23 protein-coding genes are annotated in these 21,956 nt (G+C 68.2%); 6 read left to right on the top strand and 17 right to left on the bottom strand.

Annotated elements, in window-relative coordinates:
- Nucleotides 1-98: 98 nt before the first annotated feature.
- Both PVE36_RS15880 and PVE36_RS15885 read right to left on the bottom strand, forming a co-directional pair.
- The gene (locus PVE36_RS15880) at nt 99-1,424 is read right to left on the bottom strand and encodes a hypothetical protein (protein WP_277453688.1); all 1,326 of its coding nucleotides are present in this window, start codon (nt 1,422-1,424) and stop codon (nt 99-101) included.
- Nucleotides 1,424-3,769: a transglycosylase domain-containing protein gene (locus PVE36_RS15885; protein WP_277453689.1), complete on the bottom strand. Its 2,346-nt coding sequence runs from the start codon at nt 3,767-3,769 to the stop codon at nt 1,424-1,426. The genes PVE36_RS15880 and PVE36_RS15885 overlap by 1 nt, the downstream gene beginning before the upstream one ends.
- A 117-nt stretch (nt 3,770-3,886) precedes the next feature.
- Between PVE36_RS15885 and PVE36_RS15890 the strand changes: the two genes are divergently transcribed.
- From PVE36_RS15890 to PVE36_RS15905, 4 genes are all read left to right on the top strand, one after another.
- On the top strand, nt 3,887-4,504 hold the full coding sequence (locus tag PVE36_RS15890) for a PadR family transcriptional regulator (protein WP_277453690.1): 618 nt from the start codon (nt 3,887-3,889) through the stop codon (nt 4,502-4,504).
- Nucleotides 4,501-5,580 carry an inositol-3-phosphate synthase gene (locus PVE36_RS15895; protein ID WP_277453691.1) on the top strand — a complete coding sequence of 360 codons (1,080 nt, stop codon included), beginning with the start codon at nt 4,501-4,503 and terminating at the stop codon, nt 5,578-5,580. Before PVE36_RS15890 ends, PVE36_RS15895 begins: the two co-directional genes overlap by 4 nt.
- 195 nt (nt 5,581-5,775) lie before the next feature.
- Nucleotides 5,776-6,888, top strand: a complete 1,113-nt coding sequence (locus tag PVE36_RS15900) for an OmpA family protein (protein WP_277453692.1) — start codon at nt 5,776-5,778, stop codon at nt 6,886-6,888.
- A complete protein-coding gene (locus PVE36_RS15905; RefSeq protein ID WP_277453693.1) occupies nt 6,888-7,493 on the top strand; it encodes a hypothetical protein in 606 nt (201 codons plus the stop codon). Before PVE36_RS15900 ends, PVE36_RS15905 begins: the two co-directional genes overlap by 1 nt.
- Nucleotides 7,494-7,514: 21 nt before the next feature.
- Here PVE36_RS15905 and PVE36_RS15910 read toward each other — a convergent pair whose 3' ends face one another.
- From PVE36_RS15910 to PVE36_RS15960, 11 genes are all read right to left on the bottom strand, one after another.
- Nucleotides 7,515-8,144 (bottom strand): pilus assembly protein TadG-related protein, encoded by a 630-nt coding sequence (locus tag PVE36_RS15910; RefSeq protein ID WP_277453694.1) that lies wholly within the window; start codon nt 8,142-8,144, stop codon nt 7,515-7,517.
- A gap of 186 nt (nt 8,145-8,330) precedes the next feature.
- Nucleotides 8,331-8,564, bottom strand: a complete 234-nt coding sequence (locus PVE36_RS15915) for a hypothetical protein (RefSeq protein ID WP_277453695.1) — start codon at nt 8,562-8,564, stop codon at nt 8,331-8,333.
- A 159-nt stretch (nt 8,565-8,723) separates the two neighbouring features.
- Nucleotides 8,724-9,383 carry a response regulator transcription factor gene (locus PVE36_RS15920; RefSeq protein ID WP_277453696.1) on the bottom strand — a complete coding sequence of 220 codons (660 nt, stop codon included), beginning with the start codon at nt 9,381-9,383 and terminating at the stop codon, nt 8,724-8,726.
- Nucleotides 9,380-10,555, bottom strand: coding sequence for a histidine kinase (locus PVE36_RS15925; protein WP_277453697.1), 1,176 nt, complete (start codon nt 10,553-10,555; stop codon nt 9,380-9,382). The genes PVE36_RS15920 and PVE36_RS15925 overlap by 4 nt, the downstream gene beginning before the upstream one ends.
- Nucleotides 10,548-11,456, bottom strand: a complete 909-nt coding sequence (locus PVE36_RS15930; protein ID WP_277453698.1) for a type II secretion system F family protein — start codon at nt 11,454-11,456, stop codon at nt 10,548-10,550. The genes PVE36_RS15925 and PVE36_RS15930 overlap by 8 nt, the downstream gene beginning before the upstream one ends.
- Complete coding sequence (locus tag PVE36_RS15935) at nt 11,456-12,376, bottom strand: type II secretion system F family protein (RefSeq protein WP_277453699.1); 921 nt, start codon at nt 12,374-12,376, stop codon at nt 11,456-11,458. The genes PVE36_RS15930 and PVE36_RS15935 overlap by 1 nt, the downstream gene beginning before the upstream one ends.
- Nucleotides 12,373-13,728, bottom strand: a complete 1,356-nt coding sequence (locus PVE36_RS15940) for a CpaF family protein (protein WP_277453700.1) — start codon at nt 13,726-13,728, stop codon at nt 12,373-12,375. Before PVE36_RS15940 ends, PVE36_RS15935 begins: the two co-directional genes overlap by 4 nt.
- Complete coding sequence (locus tag PVE36_RS15945; protein WP_277453701.1) at nt 13,725-14,072, bottom strand: TadE family protein; 348 nt, start codon at nt 14,070-14,072, stop codon at nt 13,725-13,727. Before PVE36_RS15945 ends, PVE36_RS15940 begins: the two co-directional genes overlap by 4 nt.
- The gene (locus PVE36_RS15950) at nt 14,069-15,760 is read right to left on the bottom strand and encodes a P-loop NTPase (protein WP_277453702.1); all 1,692 of its coding nucleotides are present in this window, start codon (nt 15,758-15,760) and stop codon (nt 14,069-14,071) included. The genes PVE36_RS15945 and PVE36_RS15950 overlap by 4 nt, the downstream gene beginning before the upstream one ends.
- On the bottom strand, nt 15,757-16,488 hold the full coding sequence (gene cpaB, locus PVE36_RS15955; RefSeq protein WP_277453703.1) for a Flp pilus assembly protein CpaB: 732 nt from the start codon (nt 16,486-16,488) through the stop codon (nt 15,757-15,759). The genes PVE36_RS15950 and cpaB overlap by 4 nt, the downstream gene beginning before the upstream one ends.
- Entirely contained in the window at nt 16,485-17,270 is a 786-nt protein-coding gene (locus PVE36_RS15960; protein WP_277453705.1) for a hypothetical protein, read from the bottom strand. The genes cpaB and PVE36_RS15960 overlap by 4 nt, the downstream gene beginning before the upstream one ends.
- Nucleotides 17,271-17,448: 178 nt before the next feature.
- On the opposite strand from PVE36_RS15960, the gene PVE36_RS15965 reads away from it, so the two are divergent.
- Nucleotides 17,449-17,946, top strand: a complete 498-nt coding sequence (locus tag PVE36_RS15965) for a hypothetical protein (RefSeq protein WP_277453706.1) — start codon at nt 17,449-17,451, stop codon at nt 17,944-17,946.
- A 69-nt stretch (nt 17,947-18,015) separates the two neighbouring features.
- Nucleotides 18,016-18,429 (top strand): hypothetical protein, encoded by a 414-nt coding sequence (locus PVE36_RS15970; protein WP_277453707.1) that lies wholly within the window; start codon nt 18,016-18,018, stop codon nt 18,427-18,429.
- A 67-nt stretch (nt 18,430-18,496) separates the two neighbouring features.
- Here the strand turns inward: PVE36_RS15970 and PVE36_RS15975 are convergent, their stop codons facing one another.
- Genes PVE36_RS15975 through PVE36_RS15990 form a run of 4 tightly spaced genes read right to left on the bottom strand, consistent with a single transcriptional unit; the run spans nt 18,497 to nt 21,955 of the window.
- Entirely contained in the window at nt 18,497-18,850 is a 354-nt protein-coding gene (locus tag PVE36_RS15975; protein WP_277453708.1) for a hypothetical protein, read from the bottom strand.
- On the bottom strand, nt 18,847-19,410 hold the full coding sequence (locus PVE36_RS15980) for a hypothetical protein (protein WP_277453709.1): 564 nt from the start codon (nt 19,408-19,410) through the stop codon (nt 18,847-18,849). The genes PVE36_RS15975 and PVE36_RS15980 overlap by 4 nt, the downstream gene beginning before the upstream one ends.
- A gap of 14 nt (nt 19,411-19,424) precedes the next feature.
- Nucleotides 19,425-20,879 carry a hypothetical protein gene (locus PVE36_RS15985; RefSeq protein ID WP_277453711.1) on the bottom strand — a complete coding sequence of 485 codons (1,455 nt, stop codon included), beginning with the start codon at nt 20,877-20,879 and terminating at the stop codon, nt 19,425-19,427.
- A complete protein-coding gene (locus PVE36_RS15990) occupies nt 20,876-21,955 on the bottom strand; it encodes an SGNH/GDSL hydrolase family protein (RefSeq protein WP_277453713.1) in 1,080 nt (359 codons plus the stop codon). Before PVE36_RS15990 ends, PVE36_RS15985 begins: the two co-directional genes overlap by 4 nt.
- Nucleotide 21,956 lies beyond the last annotated feature (1 nt).

Below are 21,956 nucleotides of genomic sequence, written 5' to 3' on the forward strand. Positions count from 1 at the left end.
TGCATCCGTACCGGCCCGCCAGACGGCAGACCGGGACGGTTCAGGGTATCGGCTGCACTCCCTTCGCACCAAAGCGTGCCCGGGGAGCAGCCCGACGGTCAGGCCCCCACCGACTCCTGTGGACGGGACCGCGGGACGAAGGGGGGTTGTGGACGGGGGATCGGGTTGTCCACCGGCGTGTACCAGACGCTCCACAGGAGGAAGCACCACGCGATGGCGCGGCCGAGGACGACGACCGCGTACCACTCACCCGGGAGGCCGACGTCCGGGTCCGACGCCCCACCGATGTACAACCACAGCGCGGTGGCGTGGACCGCCTCGACCGCGACGAAGCCGAGGTGGGTCCGCCACGTGACGCCGGCGAGGATCGCGAGCGGCAGGACCCACAGCGCGGCCTGGACCGGCACGGCGGTCCCGGTCAGGGCGACCACGGGCACGGCGAAGGCCGCCACCTGTGCCCAGGTCGCCGGACGCCAGGCCCGGCGGGCCATCACGAGCGATCCGACGACCGCCACGAGCCACCCCAGGAGCGCCACGGCCGGCGACACCCACGCGGGGAGCGGGTGGCCCACCAGCGCCGGAATCCTCAGCACCGAGCCGTAGCCGGCGGACTCCGCCCACCAGGACGTGAGCGGACCGGTGACGACCTCGGGGGCCACGAGGAGCAGCAGGATCCCGATCACCGCGGCCGTGCCGAGCGCGATGGTTGCGGTGCGCACGGCCGCCGCACCGTCCCCCAGGCGCCGCGCGGAGACCAGGAGGGCGACCAGGACGACGCCGACCCAGGCATGACCGGTCAGTCCCAGGCCGAGCAGCACCCCGGCGGTCGTCGGCCGCCGCCGGCTGTGCGCGAGCAGGGCCGCGAGCACGAGCACGACGACCACGAGGTCCGCCGAGAGCAGGCCCGCGACGACATACACCGGCGAGAGCGCCAGCTGGGTCGCCAGGTCGAGGCGCTCCGGCCGGGTCCGGGCCACGCACCACACCCCCACCACGGCGCAGACGGCCAGGAGGAGCGCCCACATGCCGAAGTACCACCGGCTCGCCTCCAGCCAGCCGGAATCGCTCGGGACGAAGCCACCGAGGAGTGCCATCAGCCCCGACACCAAGGGCATCTGGGTCGGCTCCCTGCCGGAGGTGAGCCACCCCGTCAGGCCGCTGTCGAGGCCGGCCAGCTGGTACTGCGCCGGCAGGTCGGAGAAGCATCCCCGCCAGAACTGCTCGTCACCGTTCCATCCCCGGGCCACGCAGTGGCCCTGCCTCAGGACGGCCGCCGCCATGGGCACGGCGACCATGGCGAGGATGACCGGAACGAGCCGGCGGGGGGATCGCTGCCGCCTCGCGGCGCGGCGCCCGAGCCGTCCGCCGATGACGGCGGTGGCGTCCTGCGGGAGCAGGTCGCCGGGCACGGACTCGCTGGGCACTACCCGGACCCGTTCCCCGTCGTCGTGGCCCCGCCACCCGGCGTCGGCGGCACGGTGAGACTCGGCTCGGGCTCGGTGGTGGTCGTCGACGTCGGAGCCGGTGGCGTCGAGGAGGTCGGACTCGGTGTCGTCGTGGTCGTCGAGGACGACGAGCTCGTGGAGGAGGAGCTGGTCGAGCTGCTCGTGGACGAGCTGGTCGAGCTGGTCGAGCTGCTCGTCGTGGTGCTGCTCGTCGTGGGCTCCGGAGCCTGGGTCGTCGTCGGCTCGGGCTCCGGCTCGGGCGGCGGTGGCGGCGGCGTGTACGGGGTCGGCGCACCGGACGGCAGGTCGGTGTGCGGCTTCTTCTTGACGTTGCCCGGGGGCGGCAGCTGGACGACCGGCTCGCCCTCCAGGGCGCCGATCATGTAGTCCGTCCAGATCTGCGCCGGCACCGTGCCACCGGTGATCTCCTCGAATCCGCCGATGCCGGTCAGCTGGTTCTTCTCGACGAGCCTGCCGTCGCCCTTGTACATGCCGACGGCCGTGGCCAGCTGACCCGGCGTGAAGCCGTCGAACCAGGCGGCGTAGTTGTTCGAGGTCGTCCCGGTCTTGCCTCCGAGAGGACGGCCGAGGTCGGCGACCGTCGGGTACCCGGTCCCACCGGGCTCGTCCACCCGACTCATCGCCTGGATCGCGTCGCGGGTGACGTCCTTGGGGAAGACGCGGCGCACGTCGGGCTTCGCCTCGTAGTCGACGTCCCGGCCTCCGGTGCCCGTCACGGACTTGATGTAGTACGGCTCGGCGCGCATCCCCTCTGCGGAGATCGTCGCGTAGGCATTGGCCATGTCGATCACCCGGACCGCGTCGGTACCGAAGACGTTCGAGGGATCGGTGTTGAGCGGGACGCGCTCGTTGCCCGACCACGAGGTGACACCCGCCGCCTTGGCCGCCTCCGCGGTCGCCTTGGGGGTGGCCGCGAGGTTGAGCTGGGCGTAGTAGGTGTTGATCGACTTCTGGGTGGCCGTGCGCATGTCCACGGGGCCGAAGGATCTCCCGTTGTAGTTGACGACGCCGCCCTCTTCCTGGATGTCCGTCGCCCCGGGCCCGTCGTAGATGAAGGCGTCGTCGTAGAAGGGACTCCGGCCGCTGTACTTCGTGTCGAGCGGGAATCCGTCGCGCAGGGCCGCGATCATGGTGAAGGGCTTCATCGTCGAGCCGGCCTGCATCTTGCCGTCCACGGAGGCGTTGAAGTAGCCGTACTTGCCCTCACCGAACTTCGGCCCGCCGTACATCGCGCGGACGGCGCCGTCCCCGGGCTCGATCGAGGCGAGGCCGATGTGCAGGTCGGAGGCGCGCTCCCCCGTGGGACGGTGCTCCGAGACCGCCTCGGCCGCGGACTGCTGGGCCGCCTTGTCGATCGTCGTGACGATCTCGAAGCCCCCGCGGTCGAGCTGGGCGTCGGTGATGTCGAGGTCACGCCGCATCTCGGCCCGCACCTCCTCGGTGATGAAGCCGATGTCGTCGTCGCGCGTCTGGGAACGCTGGGGCGCCGTCGTCTTCGGGAAGGCTGCATCCTGCCGCTCGGCGGCGGTCATCCACCCCTCCTCGACCATGCCGTCGAGGACGTAGTTCCACCGCTCCTGGGCCCGCTTCTTCTGGTCCTCACCGAGCGCGGGGTCGTAGAGGGAGGGGGCGTTGACGACGCTGGCGAGCAGCGCCCCCTCGGATGCGGTCAGGTCCTTCACGTCCTTGTCGAAGTAGGCCTCGGACGCGGTCTGGATACCGTCCGCACCGCGACCGAAGTAGATCGTGTTGAGGTAGTTCTCCAGGATCTGGTCCTTGCTCAGCTCCCCGTCGATCTTGACGGAGATGAGGATCTCCTTGAACTTGCGCAGGTAGGTCTGGTCCTGGGTGAGGAAGTAGTTCTTCACGTACTGCTGGGTGATCGTCGAGCCACCACCGCGGTCCTCGCCGGAGACGACACCGCTCACGGCCCGCAGGATGCCCTTGGGCGAGATGCCGCTGTTGTCGTAGAAGCTGCGGTCCTCGGCCGCGATGAAGGCGCGCCGGACCTCCGTGGGCACGTTCTCCAGCTCGACCGACTCGCGGTTGACCTTGGCGATCCGGTCCATCTCCGTCTCGCCGTCGGAGTAGTAGAGGACCGAGGCCTGCGCCACCGCCTGGTCGTTCGGCCTGGGGATGTCGATGATCATGTACGCGATGACGATCCCGGCGACGCCGAGGGCGACGAGCGCCGTGAAGGCGAGCAGGAGGGTGCGCAGGATGCCCCGCTTCCCTCGACGGCCCCGCGAGGACGCGCCACGCCGCCGACGAGCGTCGGCGCGCGTACGTGGGTGATCGGCCATGGGGACACCTCGTGGGGCGAAGGGGGCAGTCGTGCGCCATCCAGTATGAACGCTCTTCGACACACGAGTGCACTCGAGGTCGACATATCTGCTCGATACATCGAGTAGAGTTCCCCCGTGCGCCGCCGAGACATGCTCGAGTTCGCCGTGCTCGGTCTGCTCCACGAGAGCCCCCTGCACGGCTACGAGCTCCGTCGACGCCTCAACTCCCGACTCGGCCCCTTCCGCGCCCTGTCCTTCGGCACGCTCTACCCCTGCCTCGCCGGCCTGCAGGGGCGTGGTCTCGTCAGCGTCGACCGGGAGGAACCCGCCACCGGACGCCGGCAGCGGATCACCTACACGCTCACCGACGAGGGGCGCGCCACCTTCGCCGCTCTGGCCGACCGCAGCGATCCCGGCAGCTGGGAGGACGAGGCCTTCGACGTGCGGCTGGCCTTCTTCGCCCGTACCGAGCGCGAGGTCCGCCTGCGGATCCTCGAGGGCCGCCGTGCCCGACTGGCCGAGCGTCTGGCGGCCATGCGCGGCGAGGACCCCGCCGGCGAGGGCGCGGACCGCTGGACCAACGCCCTTCGAACCCATGGCGAGGACTCGACCGAGCGGGCGCTGGTCTGGATCGAGGACCTCATCGAGAGCGAGCGGCAGGCCCCGCGGGTACGCCCCGGCAGCCTGTCCGACCCCGGCCACCCCGCCTTCAACCCACCACGGACCCAGTCACCAACCAAGGAGAACCCATGAGTTCCATCCGCGTCGCCATCGTCGGTGTCGGCAACTGCGCCAGCTCCCTCGTCCAGGGCGTGCAGTACTACCAGGACGCCGACCCGCAGGGGAGCGTCCCCGGCCTGATGCACGTGACCTTCGGTGACTACCACGTCTCGGACGTGCAGTTCGTCGCCGCGTTCGACGTCGACGACAAGAAGGTCGGCAAGGACCTGTCCGAGGCGATCAACGCCTCGGAGAACAACACCATCAAGATCTGCGACGTGCCCACCTCCGGTGTCGAGGTGCAGCGCGGGCACACCCTCGACGGGATCGGCAGGTACTACGCGGAGACCATCGACGAGTCCCCCGCCGAGCCGGTCGACGTCGTGCAGGCGCTCAAGGACGCCGAGGTCGACGTGCTCGTCTCCTACCTTCCGGTGGGCTCGGAGGAGGCCGACAAGTTCTACGCGCAGTGCGCCATCGACGCCGGTGTGGCCTTCGTCAACGCCCTGCCGGTCTTCATCGCCTCCGACCCGGAGTGGTCGCAGAAGTTCGCGGACGCGGGGGTGCCGATCATCGGTGACGACATCAAGAGCCAGGTGGGCGCGACGATCACCCACCGCGTGATGGCCCGCCTCTTCCAGGAGCGTGGCGTCGTCCTCGACCGGACCTACCAGCTCAACGTCGGCGGCAACATGGACTTCAAGAACATGCTCGAGCGCGAGCGCCTGGAGTCGAAGAAGGTCTCCAAGACGCGGGCCGTCACCTCCAACCTCAGCCACGACCTCGGCGCACGCAACGTCCACATCGGCCCCTCGGACTACGTCCAGTGGCTCGACGACCGCAAGTGGGCCTATGTCCGTCTGGAGGGTCGCGCCTTCGGCGACGCCCCGCTGAACCTCGAGTACAAGCTCGAGGTCTGGGACTCCCCCAACAGCGCCGGCATCATCATCGACGCCATCCGCGCGGCCAAGATCGCCAAGGACCGCGGCATCGGCGGCGCCCTGCTCTCCGCGAGCTCCTACCTGATGAAGTCCCCGCCGGAGCAGCGCGAGGACACCGAGGGTCGCCGCCGGCTCGAGGCCTTCATCGCCGGCGACGAGCCCCGCTGAGTCCGTCCGAGCGAAGGGGGGTGACCGGTTCTCCGGTCACCCCCGTCCCATCCGGGCACAGATGTCGATGCAGGGCAGTACTGGCTCGACCAGCCGACGGCAGCGACGTCCAGATGCAGTCGGGGACAGCCGCCCCCGCCCGAGGACGAGGGCGTCGACGGGACGCGCCACGGTTGGTTTCGTACAGTGGGCGCCATGATCGTGATGAGCAGGGGACGTCCACGCCGTAAACCCATCAGACGGGTGGTGGGCGCGGCCTCCGTGGCCGCGCTCGTGCTGTCAGGGCTGTCCTTCGCGACCCCGGCCCATGCCGAGGGTGAGGTGCCGATCTTGGGTCAGGCGTGGACCACGTCCAACGAGGACACGGCCGAGACGAGGATGGACGTGGTGATCTCGGTCCACGGGGTGCGTCGTGTCGAGGGCGCGACGATGGTGTACTGGTCGGTCGGGTACACGCCCGACTCCACCTCCGGATCGGATTTCCGGCAACTGGTGATGGCCTTCGGCAGTGGGTCCAGCCTGTCCCCTCCGCGGAGTGGGACTGAGTTCATGGGCGATGTCGCCGTCATCGACCTGCCCGGTCGCAAGGCGTACACGACGCTCTACAAGGGCGACACCGTCTATGACTGCCTCTGCAACACGTGGACCCAGATCCTGCCGGAAGTCCCCGAGCCCGGCACCGCGTACGTCAACGCGGCGGCACTGCCCCAGATCCCCGGGGGCATGGACACCGTCACCGTCCGAGTGGCCGGTCAGATCATCCCCGACGTCCCCGTCGAGGACGGCCCCATGCTGCCGATCGCGAAGGAGTGGCCGATCCCTGTGGGGAAGGGCTGGCCGCGGGTCAAGACCGACGCCATCAACGACATCGAGGACCCCTCAGCCTTCATCGTGCCGCTGACCACCCACAAGGTCATCGAGGACTCCGCTCTCAGCGAGCGATCCGATGCCGAGTCCCGCTCCCTCGACCTGTCGGCCGATGTCCTCTTCGAGGTGGACGAGGCCACCCTCAGCGGCAAGGCAAAGCGAGAGATCAAGGCCGCCGCGAAGACGGTCAAGGAGGCGGACGCCACCGGCACGCTCAGGGTCACGGGGCACACCGACTCCAGCGGTGAGGCAGGCTACAACCAGAGCCTGTCCACGCGTCGCGCCGAGTCCGTCGCCAAGGCCCTCGAGCCCCTCCTACCGTCCGGCGTGCGCCTCACGACCTCCGGCAGGGGAGAGAGCGAACCCATTGCCAGCAACGAGACCGACGAGGGCAAGACCCTCAACCGCCGCGTGACGATCACCCTCCCGAAGGAGCAGTGATGACCCGCACCCGCACCCTGGCCGCCACCGCGACCGCCGCAGTGCTCGCGCTGACCCTGTCCGCGTGCTCCGACGACTCCGATTCCTCCCCGAGCGGCTCGACCAGCAGCTCGAGCGGCTCCAGCACCAGCCAGCAGACGACATCCATGAAGGACCGCAGCAGCCAGATCTTCGAGGCTGCCCAAGAGCCCCAAGCGCTGGGTGCGGCCAAGGGGACGGTCAACCTCGGAATCGGCTTTCGCGACAGAGAGCACGTGATCTTCGAAGTCACCGACGTCAGGGTGACCACGGACGCGACCATCCTGCGCTACCAACTCACCGCCCAGCAGGATGCGGTAAATCTCGCGATGGAAGGTCGGTTCTGGTTCGACCAGCCGACCCTGCAGGCCCCCGGATCCGACACGAAACTGCAGACGGTCACCGCCTCGATACCCGAGGGGAAGCATCAAAGAGCGCAGGAGCGGTGCGTGTGCACCTCGATCCATGACGCGGGCCCCGACCCCCGCTCCCAGACCGCCATGTACCCACCCCTGCCCAAGGACGCCACCAAGGTCAAGGTCACCTTGCCGGGGCTGGACCCCGTGACGGTCCCGATCACCCGGTAGCACACGCCGGTTCGCGCAGTCTCAGTCGGTCAGCGCGGGCTCGAGATCGAGGTCCTTGATCAAGGATGCGTCGACGTGGGAGTCGAGATCCCACCCCTCGTCCTCGTCCCACTCCCAGACCACGGGGATGTCCAGGCCGCCGCACTCGAGCGTGTCGGAGACGTCATCGACGGATGGCGGGGTGGTGCTCGACGACGTCGACGACGTGGGCGAGCTCGAGGACGACGAACTCGACGTGGAGGGAGCCGGCGGCTCCTGCGACGTGCCGCACGCACTGAACGGCATGCCCAACTTCGCAGCGGCCGACCGGCGCTCACGCTGACCGGACTCGAGGACGTCCTTGCTCTCCACGGTGACTCGGATCCGGTCCAGGCTCGGGCTGTAGCTGTAGGAGACCAGCGTCGCGCCGTTACGGCTGGCGAAGTCCTCCGCCTTGGCCTGCCCCAGGCTCCCGGGGATCACCTCACCGCTCACGAGTGCCGAGACGATCTGGCCAGGTGCATCGGCGACGATGGACTGCGCTCCTGCCAGAGCAGCGGCGTCGGCGGCGGTCTGCAATCCTGAGGCTTCGTCCGTGGCCTTGCTCAGTCGCACGCCAAAGAGCATCGCGAAACCCAGGAGCAGGATGGCCACCATGACGATGAGAGTCATGGCGGCAGCTCCCGACTCGGAGTCCCTTCCACCCCCGCCTTGCCTCTGTCCAACCCCGGCGTTCATGTCCACATCCTCCCGGCTCCAGCACGACGCGCAATTCGGTACCAACAGGCGAAGAGGGTCGAGTACGCAACCCGGCCCTCTTCGCACGATCATCCGAACCTCACGTCCGGATCAGGTTGATCACGGGGTCTCACCGCCACCGTCGCCGGTGCCCAGGATCCCGTTGATCGCGGGGCCCAAAGCACCCTTGATCTTGCCATCCGTGAGGAGACCTGCGACGGCGCCGACGACGACGGCTGCGACGATGATCATGCCCACGTACTCCAGTGCGCTCGCACCGCGCTCACGGTTCGACAGGCGCTCGGTGAGCACGTGCTGGGCGACGAAGAACTTGGCTGCGGCCTTGTGCGTCATGATGTTTCTCCCTGAATCGAGTTCGTGTGGCTCCCGGCCCCCTGAGCGGGAAGCCTTCGTCTGCGATGACATGGAAGACATTACGGTCGGGCTGACGCTGCCGGCAGGGCCCTCGGGCCCGCGTGCGGGCCCAAAGTTTCCTTGGGTCCCTGGGCCCAGTCAGCGCCGAAGCCACAGGACGATGGCCTCGGCCCGCGTTTCGACGCCGAGCTCGGCGAAGATCGCGTTGATGTGGTTCTTGACCGTCTTCTCCGCGAGGAAGAGCTCTGTGGCGATCTGCTGGTTCGACCGACCGTTCGCGACAAGTTCCATCACCTCGCTCTGACGAGCGCTCAGTGACGTCGACCGCGGGCTGTCACGTGTTTCTCGGGATGCTGGCCCGGGCGCGACAGCTGGGCCCGTGCTCGCCCCGCCACGCAGTGCCGCGAGCGCCGGACCGGAGAAGGCTCCTGCCCCGGCCGCGCACTGCCGGATCATCGCTGCCAAGGACTGGGCATCAAAGGTTCCATGGACGAGATATCCACTCGCTCCACGGCTGAGCGCCTCCTGGATGACGTGACTCTCGTCGGTGAAGGTCATCATGATCACGGTGGCTTCCTCAGCGAGCTCGTTGATGACCGACACTCCGTCCCGAGTGGGCATCCGAACGTCGAGAAGGACAACGTCTGGGTCCACCTCGGCTGCACGATCGAGCGCCTCGTTCCCGTCACCGGCCTCCCCGACCAGCTCGAGATCATTCTCGGTCGACAGCAGGGCCTTCAGCCCCATGCGTACGACCGGGCTGTCATCGACGACCAGCACCCGGAGCGTCGCGCTCATCGCTCGATCAGTCCTTCCCGGTGAATGCTCAGCTCAAGGGTCGTTCCCTCCCCTTCCGCGGAGATGACCTCGGCCAGACCGCCGATCCGGGCCATCCGCTCACGGATACCCGAGACCCCGTGGTGCCCGGCCCGCGCAGCGCTCTCCACCGCGGTGTGGTTCATACCGACACCGTCATCGGCGATCCTGAGGACGAGGCGATCCGGGTCCTCGCGCGCCAGTGACACGACGACCCGGCACGGCCCCGCGTGCCGGCGCACGTTGTCCAGGGCCTCGGTGACACAGTGCACGAGCTCGTAGCGCACGGCGTCGTCCTCCGTGTCGAGGTTCTCCCGCACGGACAGCTCGACCTGCCGGCCGGTGGCCACCTGCCAGGCCATGACCACCTCGGCCACGGCCGAGGACAGGCTCTGGTCCGCTGACCGCTCGCGGAGCGAGGTCATGATCTGACGCATCTGGTGGACGGCCTGGCTGGCCATGCCCTGCAGCTCCTGGGCCTGCTCCCGTGCGCCCGTGGGGTTGCGCTCCACCAGCGTTGGCAGCGCGGCACTGGTCATGACGATGCCCTGCAACGACTTCGCCATCGAGTCATGGATCTCCCGTGCGATGGCGGTCCGTTCACCCGCCGCGGCGGCACTGGCAATGGCGTCACGCACAGATGCCTGTGCCCGACGCTCACCCTCGACGGCGCGGGCCACCACCATGCCGAGCAGCCACAGGACGATGAAGACGAACGGCAGGATGGCGGTGACCAGGAAGCTGCCCTGACCCGCGAAGGTGGTCGCCTGGAGGGCGAAGACGTACACCCCGAGCAGGCACACGATGACGATCGCCCCGGCAATACGATCGACCCACAGTCCGAGCAGGAGCGCAGTTGGAAGCAGAACGAGCACGAGCGGGGAGTCGGCCCCGGCGAAGGCCACGGCTGTCGCCATGATCGCCAGGTCGACCAAGGCAATGCTCGGGTGTCGGCTGACCATTCGAAGGTACTCGGGGCGCGCAAGCCCCACGTAGGAGGTCAGCCCCGCCGCCACGACTCCGACGAGGATCGCCGGTGTCAGCTCACGCCCCATGACCAGGACCAGCGCGGCCAACAACCCGACGAGACGAACGACGAAGGCCGTCTGGGTGACTGTGACCAGCAACCGCGGGATGCCGTGAACATCAACCACCGAGGACCGACCCCAGCGCCTCTGAACCGAGCGCGACGTACATGCCGCCGGCGATGAGGATCATGGCTCCCGGGACCATGACCGCGGTGATGACCATGGTCACGCGCGGCTCGATCCGTGCCGCCAGCTGACGCATTCGTTGGGCGGCGGCCTTACGCATCTCCGCTGCGATCTGGTTGAGCGTGTCTGCCAGCGGGGCACCGAGCTCCTCCGACTGCAGGTAGGCGGTGACGAACTCATCCATCGCATCGGAGTCGGCACGTTGACGCATCGAGGTGAAAGCCGATCGGACACTCGCCCCGTTGTTGATCTGGTGGAGGACGGTCATGACTTCCTCACCGATGGGGCCTTCGAACCGTTGGGCCACCGTCCCCAGGGCCGAACGGAACCCGACTCCGGCGCTGACCGTCACTGCCAGTACGTCGAGGAAGTCGGGCAGGTCGCGATCGATCTGCTCCCGGCGTTTGCGGGCCATGCCCGAGAGTCGGGCCAGCGGGAGAATGATCACGGCGGCGACTGCCAAGAGCACCTGCACGATGTTCGCCTGGACGGCTGCGAGGATCACCACCGGCGTCAGGATGATGATCCACCGGGACGCGTTCGACAGGAGCGAGTCGACACTCATCCCCTGTGGCCGACCAGCGACATCGACCTGCCGCTGAAGCCACCTGATGGCTTGAGCCGGTAGCCATGCCCTCAGCTTGGAACCCATACCTGACGCCAGCCGCTGGAAGGCGCTCTCACCCTCACTCCGCTTGCGCTCGTCGCCCCGCAGGAGCACGAAGTCCTCTGCCAGGAGATGCTCGGACGGGTCCGACCGCAGCAGGTGGTAGCCACGGAAGCACAGAAGGACGACGAGCAGCGCGACCAGGCCCGGGATGGCGCCGACGAGGAAGCTCATCAATCGACCTTCGTGATCTGCCTGATGATGACCACACCCCCGGCGAAGAGAACCCCGGCGGTGAGGAGAACCACCTGACCGACCAGGTCGGTCGTCATCTTCTGGACCGTGCCGGCCTCGATCGTGTTGAGCAGGAACAGGATGCCGAACGCGACGATCACGATCATGTTCGAGGTCGCGACGGACTGCGCCAGAACCGTCTGGACCTCCCGACGCGTCTCCTTGCGCTGGTCGAGGGCTTCGGCGATGTCCCGCAACGCCGAGACGAGGGAGCCGCCTGATCGAGCCGAGACGATGAGCGTGGAGATGAGCACGTTGCTCTCGCGGGTACCGACCCGATCCTTCAGCTCCGCCAGTGCAGAGTCGAGCGAGGAGCCGAACTTCAGTGCGTTGCTCACTCGTTCCAGCTCGGTTCGAGCCGGCTCGTTGAGCTCATCGCCGGCGATCGCCACTGCGGTGGGCAGGGAGAGACCCGCATAGCTCGCATTGGCGAGAACCCGCGCCAGCTCAGGCAGCTGGGCGGTGAACTTCTCCCTGCGACGGTGCTGCTCGCGTTGCAGGTACCAGCGCAGGGCGAGGTACCCGGCGAGGACACCGAGGACCGCCAGGGTCGGGGCCAGGAAGTTCCACAGGACGTACGTGACAGTGACGCCCACTCCCACAGAGCCACCGAGGACGAGGAGGGGACGGACGGTCACACCCGCGACGTCCAGCTCGCTCTTCAACCATCGACCGACCCGAGTGCGCACCAGACGCTGGTCCATGTCCTCGAGAAGGGAGGCGTCGTCGTTGAGACGGGTGCTCTCGGCCCTGAGGACGGCACGACGTCGCTCTGCCGCGAGCTCGGCCAGGTCGCGGATGCCGTAGACGAGGAGCACCGCGGCCAGCACCGCCCCGACGATGATCGCGAACACGGTCATGTCGAGACTCCGGAGTCCGGCGGCGTGTCGTTCGGCAGGGCCTCGAAGCGCGTCGTATCGACATGGCCGTAGCGCAGGCGCTCGAGGAACTCCTCGGGGATCGCGTGCTGCACGAAGACCCCCGTGCTCCCGTCCGGGTTCTGCGCACGGGCGTCGAAGGTCATCAGCGGGATGAGGTTGAACTCCTCCTGACGGCGACTGGCGACGTAGCAGACCTCGGTGATCCGGCGGGTGCCGTCGCGCTGGCGACCGAGCTGGACGATGACATCGATCGCCGAGTTCGTCTGGGAGCGCAGTGCGTGAAAGGGAACCTCGACCTCACTCATCGCAGCCAGGGTCTCGAGACGGGCGAGCGCGTCGTCGGTGGAGTTGGCGTGCACCGTGGTCAGTGACCCGTCATGGCCGGTGTTCATCGCCTGCAGCATGTCCAGCGCCTCACCGCCACGACACTCACCGACGATGATTCGGTCCGGACGCATACGAAGGGAGTTGCGCACGAGATCGCGGATCGTCACCTGTCCACGACCCTCGACATTGGGCGGACGCGTCTCCAACCGGATCGTGTGCGGCTGATCCAGGCTCAGCTCGGCCGCGTCCTCGATGGTCACGATCCGCTCGTGCCGCGGGATGAAGGTGGACAGGGCGTTGAGGAGGGTCGTCTTGCCAGAACCGGTGCCACCGGAGACGACGACGTTCAGCCGGGCAGTGACACACGCTTGAAGCAGTGCGGCCGAGCGCTCATCGAGACTCTTGTGCTCACGGATCAACGTCTGCAGACTCAACGCACGTGGGAAGAGACGGATCGTCACGGTCGGGCCGTTGAGCGCCAGCGGCGGAAGCACCACGTTGACGCGCGCACCTCTCGGCATCCGACTGTCCGCCGGAAGGCGAGCATCGGCCATCGGGCTCGACTCGTCGACACGGCGGTTGACCGTGGAGACGATGCGGTCGATCGTCTGGAGCAGCTGTTCCTCACTGCTGAAGGGCGCCGGCCAGCGCTCCAGACGCCCGGCGCGCTCGACGAAGATCGTGTCGTGGCCGTTGATCATGACCTCGCTGACCTCCGGGTCGGCGAGGATCGGCTCGAGGACACCCAGACCGACGGCTTCGTCGACGACACGGCGGATGAGCTGGTTGCGCTCGCTCGCGGAGACGACGACCCCCTCGCGCGAGACGAGGTGGGCGATGACCCGCTCCAGACGGGCACGGCGCTGGTTGGCATCGAGCTGGTTCAGCTCGTGGAGGTCAACCTCCTCCAGCAGCAACCGACGGAAGAACACGACTTGGGACTCGTCCTCGGTCGCCTGTCCTACTGGGCTGTTCCCGGCGAAGGACGTGTAGGACCGGCTCACTTGATCACCGGCATCTCGGCAGAGCGAGTGACCGACCCCAACGAGACGGGCACCACGGTGGGGAACTCGACCTCGACGGTGTACCGGTAGCCCTCAGCCGGGGTCTTGGCCCCGGCCGAGGAACTCTTCGGTTCGAGCATCCCACCCAAGGACTCCTTGACCGCCTCCTTGGGATCCATCCCGACACTTTCGGCCCGCGCACCGGCTTGCGCTGCCTCACCCGTCTCCACGACGGTCCAGCCGACGATCCCGATCTGGAGCGCGACCATCATCGACAAGAGCAGCACGGGCACTGTCCCGACGACCTCGAGCGCAGCGGTCCCCCGCTCGCGTGTGCTCCTCATGGCTCCATCACCACCCCTTCGGTGACCGTCAGTTGTTGGGGCAGCCCAGGGACATCGAACGACGCCGGGATGTCCATGCGCACGGTGACCCTGGCGTCGTGGGCAGCGACATCGACGCCCGAGCCAAAGGGCTGCGGTACCGCATCACGCGCCTCGGTCCTGGCATCGTGCTCGTTGCCGGTGATGGCCCACTCCCGGGTGGCGGCTGAACTCGCATGACCGGTGTAGATGAAGGTCAGACCGGTCACCGCGACCTGCCAGCCGATCACGGCGAGCAGGAGAGCGATCGGGATCATCGCGGCATTCTCCAGGGCAACGGCTCCACGCTCGCGGATTCCCGGCTCCATCGCTCGAGGCGGTGCAGGGGACGTTGCCGGTGAGGGGACCGTCTCAGCCGCGGGCTCCTGTGTCACGATGCTGTCTCCGGGCGCCGCTGTGGCGGCATCGGCCGACGCCTCCCCCTGCTGCCTCCTGGGGTCCTTTCGTCGACGACGGCCCTCCGGCTTCGTCGACGAAGGCGCCGGAGAGGACGTGTGGCCGCTGTCCGCCAGGCCCAGGTCGGACCGGATCGCACGGATCAGGCGCCACCACCCCGACTCCGTGACCGATCGCGGGTCGCGATCGTTGATGGCCTGCTCAAGGACCCGGGGGCTCAGGGGGATCGTCGTGTCGAGGACGCTCGCGGTGGTCAGCTTCTGCACCGCCGAGCTGGGGAAGAGACTGCCCTTGTCGACCTGGTTGACGAGGATCATGCAAGAGGCCTCGTCAGTGACGCCGAGTGCCTCCCACGCCTGCATCCGCTTGCGCATCGCCCGCACGGCGAGGACATCCGCAGTGGTCACGACGAGCGTCATGCCAGCTGCTTCGACGACTGTCGCCTGGGTTGGTGAGACGTGTCCACCGCCGTCGACGACGACGAGGTCGAAGTCCCGGCGCAGCATCTCGATGATGGCCCGCAGCGCGTCGGGAGTGACGTACTCCGCCTCCCGCACATCCACCGGCGCGAGCATCATGAACAGCCCCGTCTCGTGGTGGACCAGGGCATCTCGCACCGTCTGCGTCGTCATGTCGTCCGACACCCGGGCGACGTTCGCGATCGACACCGACTGCCGGACCTCGAGGAGTGCACTGACGTCACCCTTCTCCACGTCCGCGTCGATCACGCAGACGCGCGCGTCCGGATGGTCCATGAGGTGATCGAGGGCCATGTGGGTGGCGACGGTCGTCGTACCGACGCCCCCCTTCGCCCCGACCACGGCCACCACCTTGCCCCGGCGACTGGTGGTGACCTCCATGCCCTCCAGCACGGAGCGCATCGAATTGGACCACCCGACCGCCGTGTCGAGGTGGGTGGCGACGTCCTCGTAGGCGAACGGATAGCCGATCACCCCACGAGCGCCGGCAGCCATGGCCTGGATGGTCTTCTCAGGGGTCCGCAGCGCCGAGATGACCAGGACGGACGTCCCGGGAGACCGGCGGCTCATCTCCCCCACGATGACGCTCGTGGGCTGTGGGCCGAGGTTCTCGTCGACGAGTGCGACCATCGGGTTGGCCCGGCGCGTGCGTTCCAGGAGTGCCTCGGTGGTCTCCAGGATCGCCTCGACCTGGTAGTCGCCCTGCTCGTCGAGGATGCCGGAAAGGTCGGACGCAAGATTCGAGTCCGGTGTTCCGATGATGACGCTGGTCATTGGTTCTCCCCTTCGGTCACGGCCTTGCCTCCGAGATCACCGGCATCGAACTCCTCCACGTCACTCTCTCGATCGACACCGACATCACTGGGCAGTGCCACCAGACGCACCTCGCTCGCGAAGGCAGCTGCGTAGGTCACGGCCATGGTCTTCTCCGGCGACAACGCCAGGGTGACGGGGATGACCTCCTGCTCGGTCAGTCCCCCTTGGCTCTCCTTGGTGACCGTCTGCTTCCCCGCGATGGAGACGACGCGCACGTCCTTGTCGACCATCTTCACGCTCGCCGGGAGCCCGGGCACCTCGCCGAACACCGCGACGATGTCGACGCGGTCTCCGGGTCGCACCCGCCCGGCGACACCGGTCACCGCGTTGACGTTGATGGCGATCTCACGCTCGTCCCGGTCGAGGCTGGAGCTGGGGATGAGCATGTCCGAGCTGACGGTGCTCCCGGAGTTGACCCGGAATCCGATCCGTCGACCCTGCAGGTCGCTCATGCTCAGCACGGAGGATTCCGCAGCCCACCGGGCTGGCACCTCGACGGGCTCGATGTTGTTGGCGCTGAGTGGCGTGTAGGGCTCGATGGCCTCCGTGGCCCGGTAGACCGTCACTCGCGACCCCACCTGGCTGTTCACCGACGCCACATAACCCGTGACGACGAAGAAGGTGGCGATGGCGACGAGCGCGGCGATGATGATCATCACCAGTCCTCGGCGTTGGCGGGGGTTCACGCGGTCTCCTGGGAGTCATCGTCGAGTCGGGCACGGCAGAAGGGGCACACTTGGCCGGACACGGTGAGTGAGCAGAGGGGGCAGGTCTGGGTGGACAGGGCGTCATCACGACCGAGACGCACGTATTCGACCCCGGAGGACCCGTAGCGCGTGGCGGTCGAACCCACCGGAGGCAGCGTGTTCCACTCCGGACCGAAGACCTCGGTGAGGACCTCCGTACCCATGCGGTCGTCCGTCTCCTCGCTGACGAGATGTCCGGCATGCTCCGCGACCGCTTCGCGGGCCTTGGCAGAGGCGACCACCAGGGGCTCCGGGGTCATCGTCGCGATGTAACCGCGTCCTCCCGGCAACATCGAGCGCAGGTGCTGCGCGAACCTCGGCTGCGGAGCCCGCAGCCTGTGGACCCTGCGCAACCACACACCTGCGTCGGTCGTCGCGAGCATCGACTGCAGCTGGGCGACCACCTCCGTCGACTCGACCCGGCTCTCCAAGGCAGTCATCCCACACGCCGCCAGTGCCAGGAGGGAGACCTCCCGCTCGAGCACGCTGAAGGCGATGTGCGGGTACTGTCCGGCGGCGATGGTCGTCTGCAACTTGGCGTGCGACAGCGTCTCGGGTCGTGTCAGGACGACGACGTGCGTGGCTGACAAGCCATCGCTCCAGTGGCTCAGCGCGACCGGGTCGTGCGCACCGACGATGACGAGTGGGACGTCCTCCCGCACCCACGTGCGGACCGACTCCTCTGACTGCGTCCCGTCGACGACGGCGACCGCGAGTCGCATACAACCCCCTGATCACACTGAAGGACCGTCTGGCGCCTGCTCGCCGCACGGAACCCTTCGAAATGGTAGAGGATGTGCGGGATATGACAACTTGAAGGGGGAATACTCGACCATGGCGAGACGACGGACCGCCCGTCGACGCACGAGCCTGGACCGTGCGCACCGCACGGGAGTGGCCGTGAGTTCCGCGCTCCTGCTGACAGCGCTGGTTGCCATCGGTGTCGGGTCGTACGCATGGCAGCTGGACCGCAACCCGCCGACCCGCGTAAGCGGTAGCAGCGCGATCGGTCTCGGTCAGACGCCGCTCTTCGACCCTGGCGTCACGCTCTTCGTCCACGAGGGCGACCTCGAGGACGACTTTCGAGCGAGCCGATGGAGCTGCGCGCTGTCGACTGCGGATGGGAGACGCGATCTGCGCACCCCCGGCGACGTCGAGCGCACGGGAACGCGGGTGCAGGATGGCCAGGCGCTCGTCCCCGCACTCGTCATCGGCGAGACCTCGCGATCGGATCGATTGTCGTGCCCCGACCTGCCGGCAGACGTGGTGGCTTGGTCGCTGCCAACCGAAGCGGGCTATCCGCGCATCCCCATGGCGCTCGTCGTGGGTGGCGTCGCACTCGCTGGCGTGAGCGCTCTCAGCCATCCTCGGTCCCGAGGGCTGGCCCGCTTCGTCTGACCCGACATCCGGGCCGGCGACCGGGTAGCGTCACCAGCGCACGGGGGAGACATCAGCGAAGGGAGCCCGATGCGGACGCTCAGCCCCACCCTCCTCAAGACCGCTCTGGCCGTCGGCGGCGTGGCCCTCGTGGCGGTCGTGATCGTGGCCGTCATCCTCGCCGGGCGGGACTCGGGTGAGTCCGAGCTCCTCGCGGACTCGATGGCGGGACAGGACACCCAGGTGCAGGTGGGCGAAGGAACGGCCATGGTGTGGGTCTCCAGCTCCGGGTCGGGCGATCCGCGTCCCGGTGGTGAGCCCGACCCCGGGCTGTGCAGCGTCACCGGACAAGGGATGCCGTCCCTCGCCGACCCCGACACGACGGACACGACCACCATCGGCGAGACGACCCTCTACCCGGTTGCCCAGGTGGAGGACTACACGGCCCCCATGAAGGTCGTCTGCTCCGGCGGGAGCATCGACCACGTCTACGTCATGCGCTGACGCTCGTCAGGTGCACACCCGGTCAGCACACGACGGCGCAGCCAGCCCACGACAGGCCCCGCCACTCTCAGCGGTCGACCCCGCGCACCCTCGCGAGCCAGATCGTCGGCGCGGCCGCGCCGAGCAGCGCAGCGGCGAGCTGGGCGAGCCAGTCAGGCGAGGCCATCGAGTTGTAGGGCAGGTACAACAAGCCCAAGAGGATGCACGTGACGACGGCGCTGACCATCGTGGACGGTGCGAACCACGCACTCGCGGCCCCGACCGCGAGGCCGATCACGACCGCCCCGACGATGAAGTGGATCCGGATGGCCGTCACGTCGGCACCCGCCCAACCGGCGGTCAGCATGACCGCGGACAGCGCGAGGAATGCGGCGATCGCGGCCGCGACGACCGCGGCGATGATCCTTACGGCGCGCTTCACGACTGCTCATTCGCATCCGGCACCGGCTCGTCCGAGTGCTGGTACCGCAGGGTGTCCACGACATGGCTGATCAGCGCCTTGTCCACCTCGGTCCCACCGATGGTCACCGCCACCGACGCCGAGGGCTGGCGCTGCGAGGCGATGATCCACGCCCCTTGCGCCGTCTCGCCACCATCCTCGTAGGTGAAGGTCTGCAGCAGGGCGGTGTCAGCCCCCTCCACCGTGATGTCCCGACCCTCACCCGGCTGGTACCCGTCCAGTTTCATCGTGGCGGGAAACTGGAGTGAGCCGATCGCCCCGGCAGCCGTCCGGGAGTCGTCGAAGGGATCGGCCACCTGGATGCCGGCGCCATCGGTCTCGGCAGCCAGCACCCACTTCTCGCCGGAGCCCTCCCCCTTCGTCCACTCCTGCGGGTACTCCACCGTGACCCGCTCGCCCTCGAGCTGCTTCCACCCGTCGCTGGGTGCGTCGCTCGAGCAGGCCGACAGGGCCGTCGTCCCCACGAGGGCCGCCACCGCGATCGCCGCCCCCGTCCGCGGACGATGTCCCGTCCTGGTCATGACTCTCCTTGGTCTCATGAGATGCAGTCCGAGTAGGGAACCATCGAACGCGCTCCGCCGCTCGGTGCTCCAAGGTACGCGGCATACACCGCCTCCGCCTCACTGGTGTTGGCCGAGAAGTCGAACCCGAGCTTGACGCCGAGCGCGACCTCAGCCGCGAGGCCGGAGGTGCTGGTCACCCCTTCGCTGGTGACCGCAGACACATTGGCCTGCTCGTGCATCAGCTGGCTGAAGGGATCCGCCCCGGGATGAGCAGGGTTGACGGCACTCATCGGGATCGCGCCCGGCCACTCGTAACCATCGCCACCGAGCCACTCCTCGACGACTGCCGCGTCCTGCGCGTACCCGGGAGCCTCCGGGTCCAAGGTGAGCCTGGTTGTCGTCACCGTGGCCGTCGTCTCCTCGTGCGAGGTGAAGAACGAGCCCTTGGTCCCGGAACCACTCTCCCCGGCGAGGCCGACCCCGCCGTTGATCGCCCCGTCGTTGGTGGACACGACGGCGATCTCGGTGATCTGGCCCTCGGCGTTCTGGGTCACCGCCATGCTCATCCCCGCCGTATCACCCAATCCCAGGTCCGCCGCCCAGATGTCCGACGAGACATCCGGGTTGATGGACATGTCCACGGTGTAGGTCTTCGTGTCGTCCTCCATGGACTCCGTCCCGTGGGTGTCCAGAGTTCGAGTCCACGTGGCGTCCGCATCGATGGACCCGGCGATGACCTGCGCATCGAGACTCGGACCGCTGCCGTCCTCGGTGGCCGACACAGAGAGACCGAGCTGCGCATCGAACCCACCGGTCACCCCCATGTCGACCGTCGTCGAATCCGGCTCGGGGAGCGGCTCCAACGGATCGATGACATCCGCCACCACGGCTCCCCGTGGGTTCCATCTGCGGTTCGCGTCGCGGAAACGGTGCTCGTCCAACGCCTCCTCGAACTCCTTCGCCTGCTCTTCAGCACCGTCACCCGAGAAGGTCCAGGTGTCGCCGACGCCGAAGGTGACGCCACCCCCGAAGTTGACCTCGGCGCCGAGGTCAGTGCCTCCCCCGGCTTCGAAATCGGCACCGACGGACCCCGAAGCCCCGATCGTGCTTCCTCGTGTGGCCGTCAGGGTGATGGTTCCATCGCTCATGACCGTGCGCATCAGGCCGGCGTCGTCCCCGACGTCGAAGAAGGCAATGGAGACGGTGGAGTTGACCTGCTCGCCCGTCTGTGACACCTGGCAGACCGGTGGCGCGAAGTCCTCGTCGGTGGGTTGTCCGGCATCCTCCTCCCCTTCGCCCTCCGACCCACACGAGAGGTCGGTCCGCAGGATCGAGCCCACCGCATCGCACACGGCGGCTCGGACGTTCGCACCCTGGGGGCTGATCGCGAGGACGATCGCCCCCACGAGAACCGCGGTCACCACGACGACGCCGACGTACTCGGCCGAGCTGGCACCGCGCTCCCGGCGACGGGCGCGCTCACTCATGGGTACTCCGGCTCCCTGATCTGGTCTTCGACGAGCTCCGCCATCGCGGCGTGCCCCTGGGCGTTGGGGTGGAAACTGCCGGGGTCGACGAGCGAGAGCCCTGGGCCACCCCAGTTGAGGTCGTTGATCCACGGGTCGTCGGACCCGATGCCGTGGCCACGGAAGGCCTCCGTCGGATCGATGAACTCCACCCCGGCCTCACGGGCGGCCTCCCGGAGCATGTCATTGAGCTCACCTGCCTGCTCGTTCATCCACTCCTGGTCCTCGGCGAAGAGCAGGTTGCTGACGCTGTCCCGGGGCTCCTGCTCGAAGAGCTCCGGGTAACCGACGATGACGACCCGGGCGTTGCGGGCCTGCTCCTGGATCTCGTCATACGTGTCCACGAGCTCCTCGTGCATGGTGTCCAGGCGCTCGTCGATCCGGTCCGCATGCGTGTCCTGGCACGAGTCGAGCATGGGGATCCCGCTCTCCCCGTTGATGACGCAATCCTTGACGACATCGGCGAAGCCGAGGTCGTTGCCACCGATCGACATCGTGACGAGCGAGACGTCGTCGTCGAGGTCGTCCAGCTGCGGGTTCTCGTGGTCGTTGCTGTCGTTGTCGTCGGTCAGGTCGTCCTGGGTCGCGCCCGAGCACGCGGCGAAGGTGGACCCCCCTTCGAAGGTGATGCCCGTCCCCTCACGCTGGATGACGTTGGAGTACGCGTTGCCCGAGCGGTGGCACCGGTTGCGCTCGTCGTCACCCCAGTTGTCCCGGTCCCACTCGTCACCGTGGTCGTAGTCGGTGTCCGGGTCGTAGTCCCCCGCACCCTCACCGGAGGCGTAGCTGTCGCCCAGGGCGACGTACTCCCCCCACGTGGCCCGCTGCAACGGGGTCGCGGTCGAGCCCTTCGGCGGACACGAGCCCTGGTCGAGGATCCGGCAGACAGCATTCCCCACCGCTGTCTGCAGCTGCGCCCCGCTGATACCGGCGACGACACCCGCGACGACCATCGCCGCGACGACGATCAGACCCACCCGCTCGAGGGCGGCGGCCCCCTGCTCCGCCGTCCTCGAGCGGTACCCCCGCGACCGCACG

The organism is Janibacter sp. DB-40, assembly GCF_029510815.1.
Taxonomy (GTDB): domain Bacteria; phylum Actinomycetota; class Actinomycetes; order Actinomycetales; family Dermatophilaceae; genus Janibacter.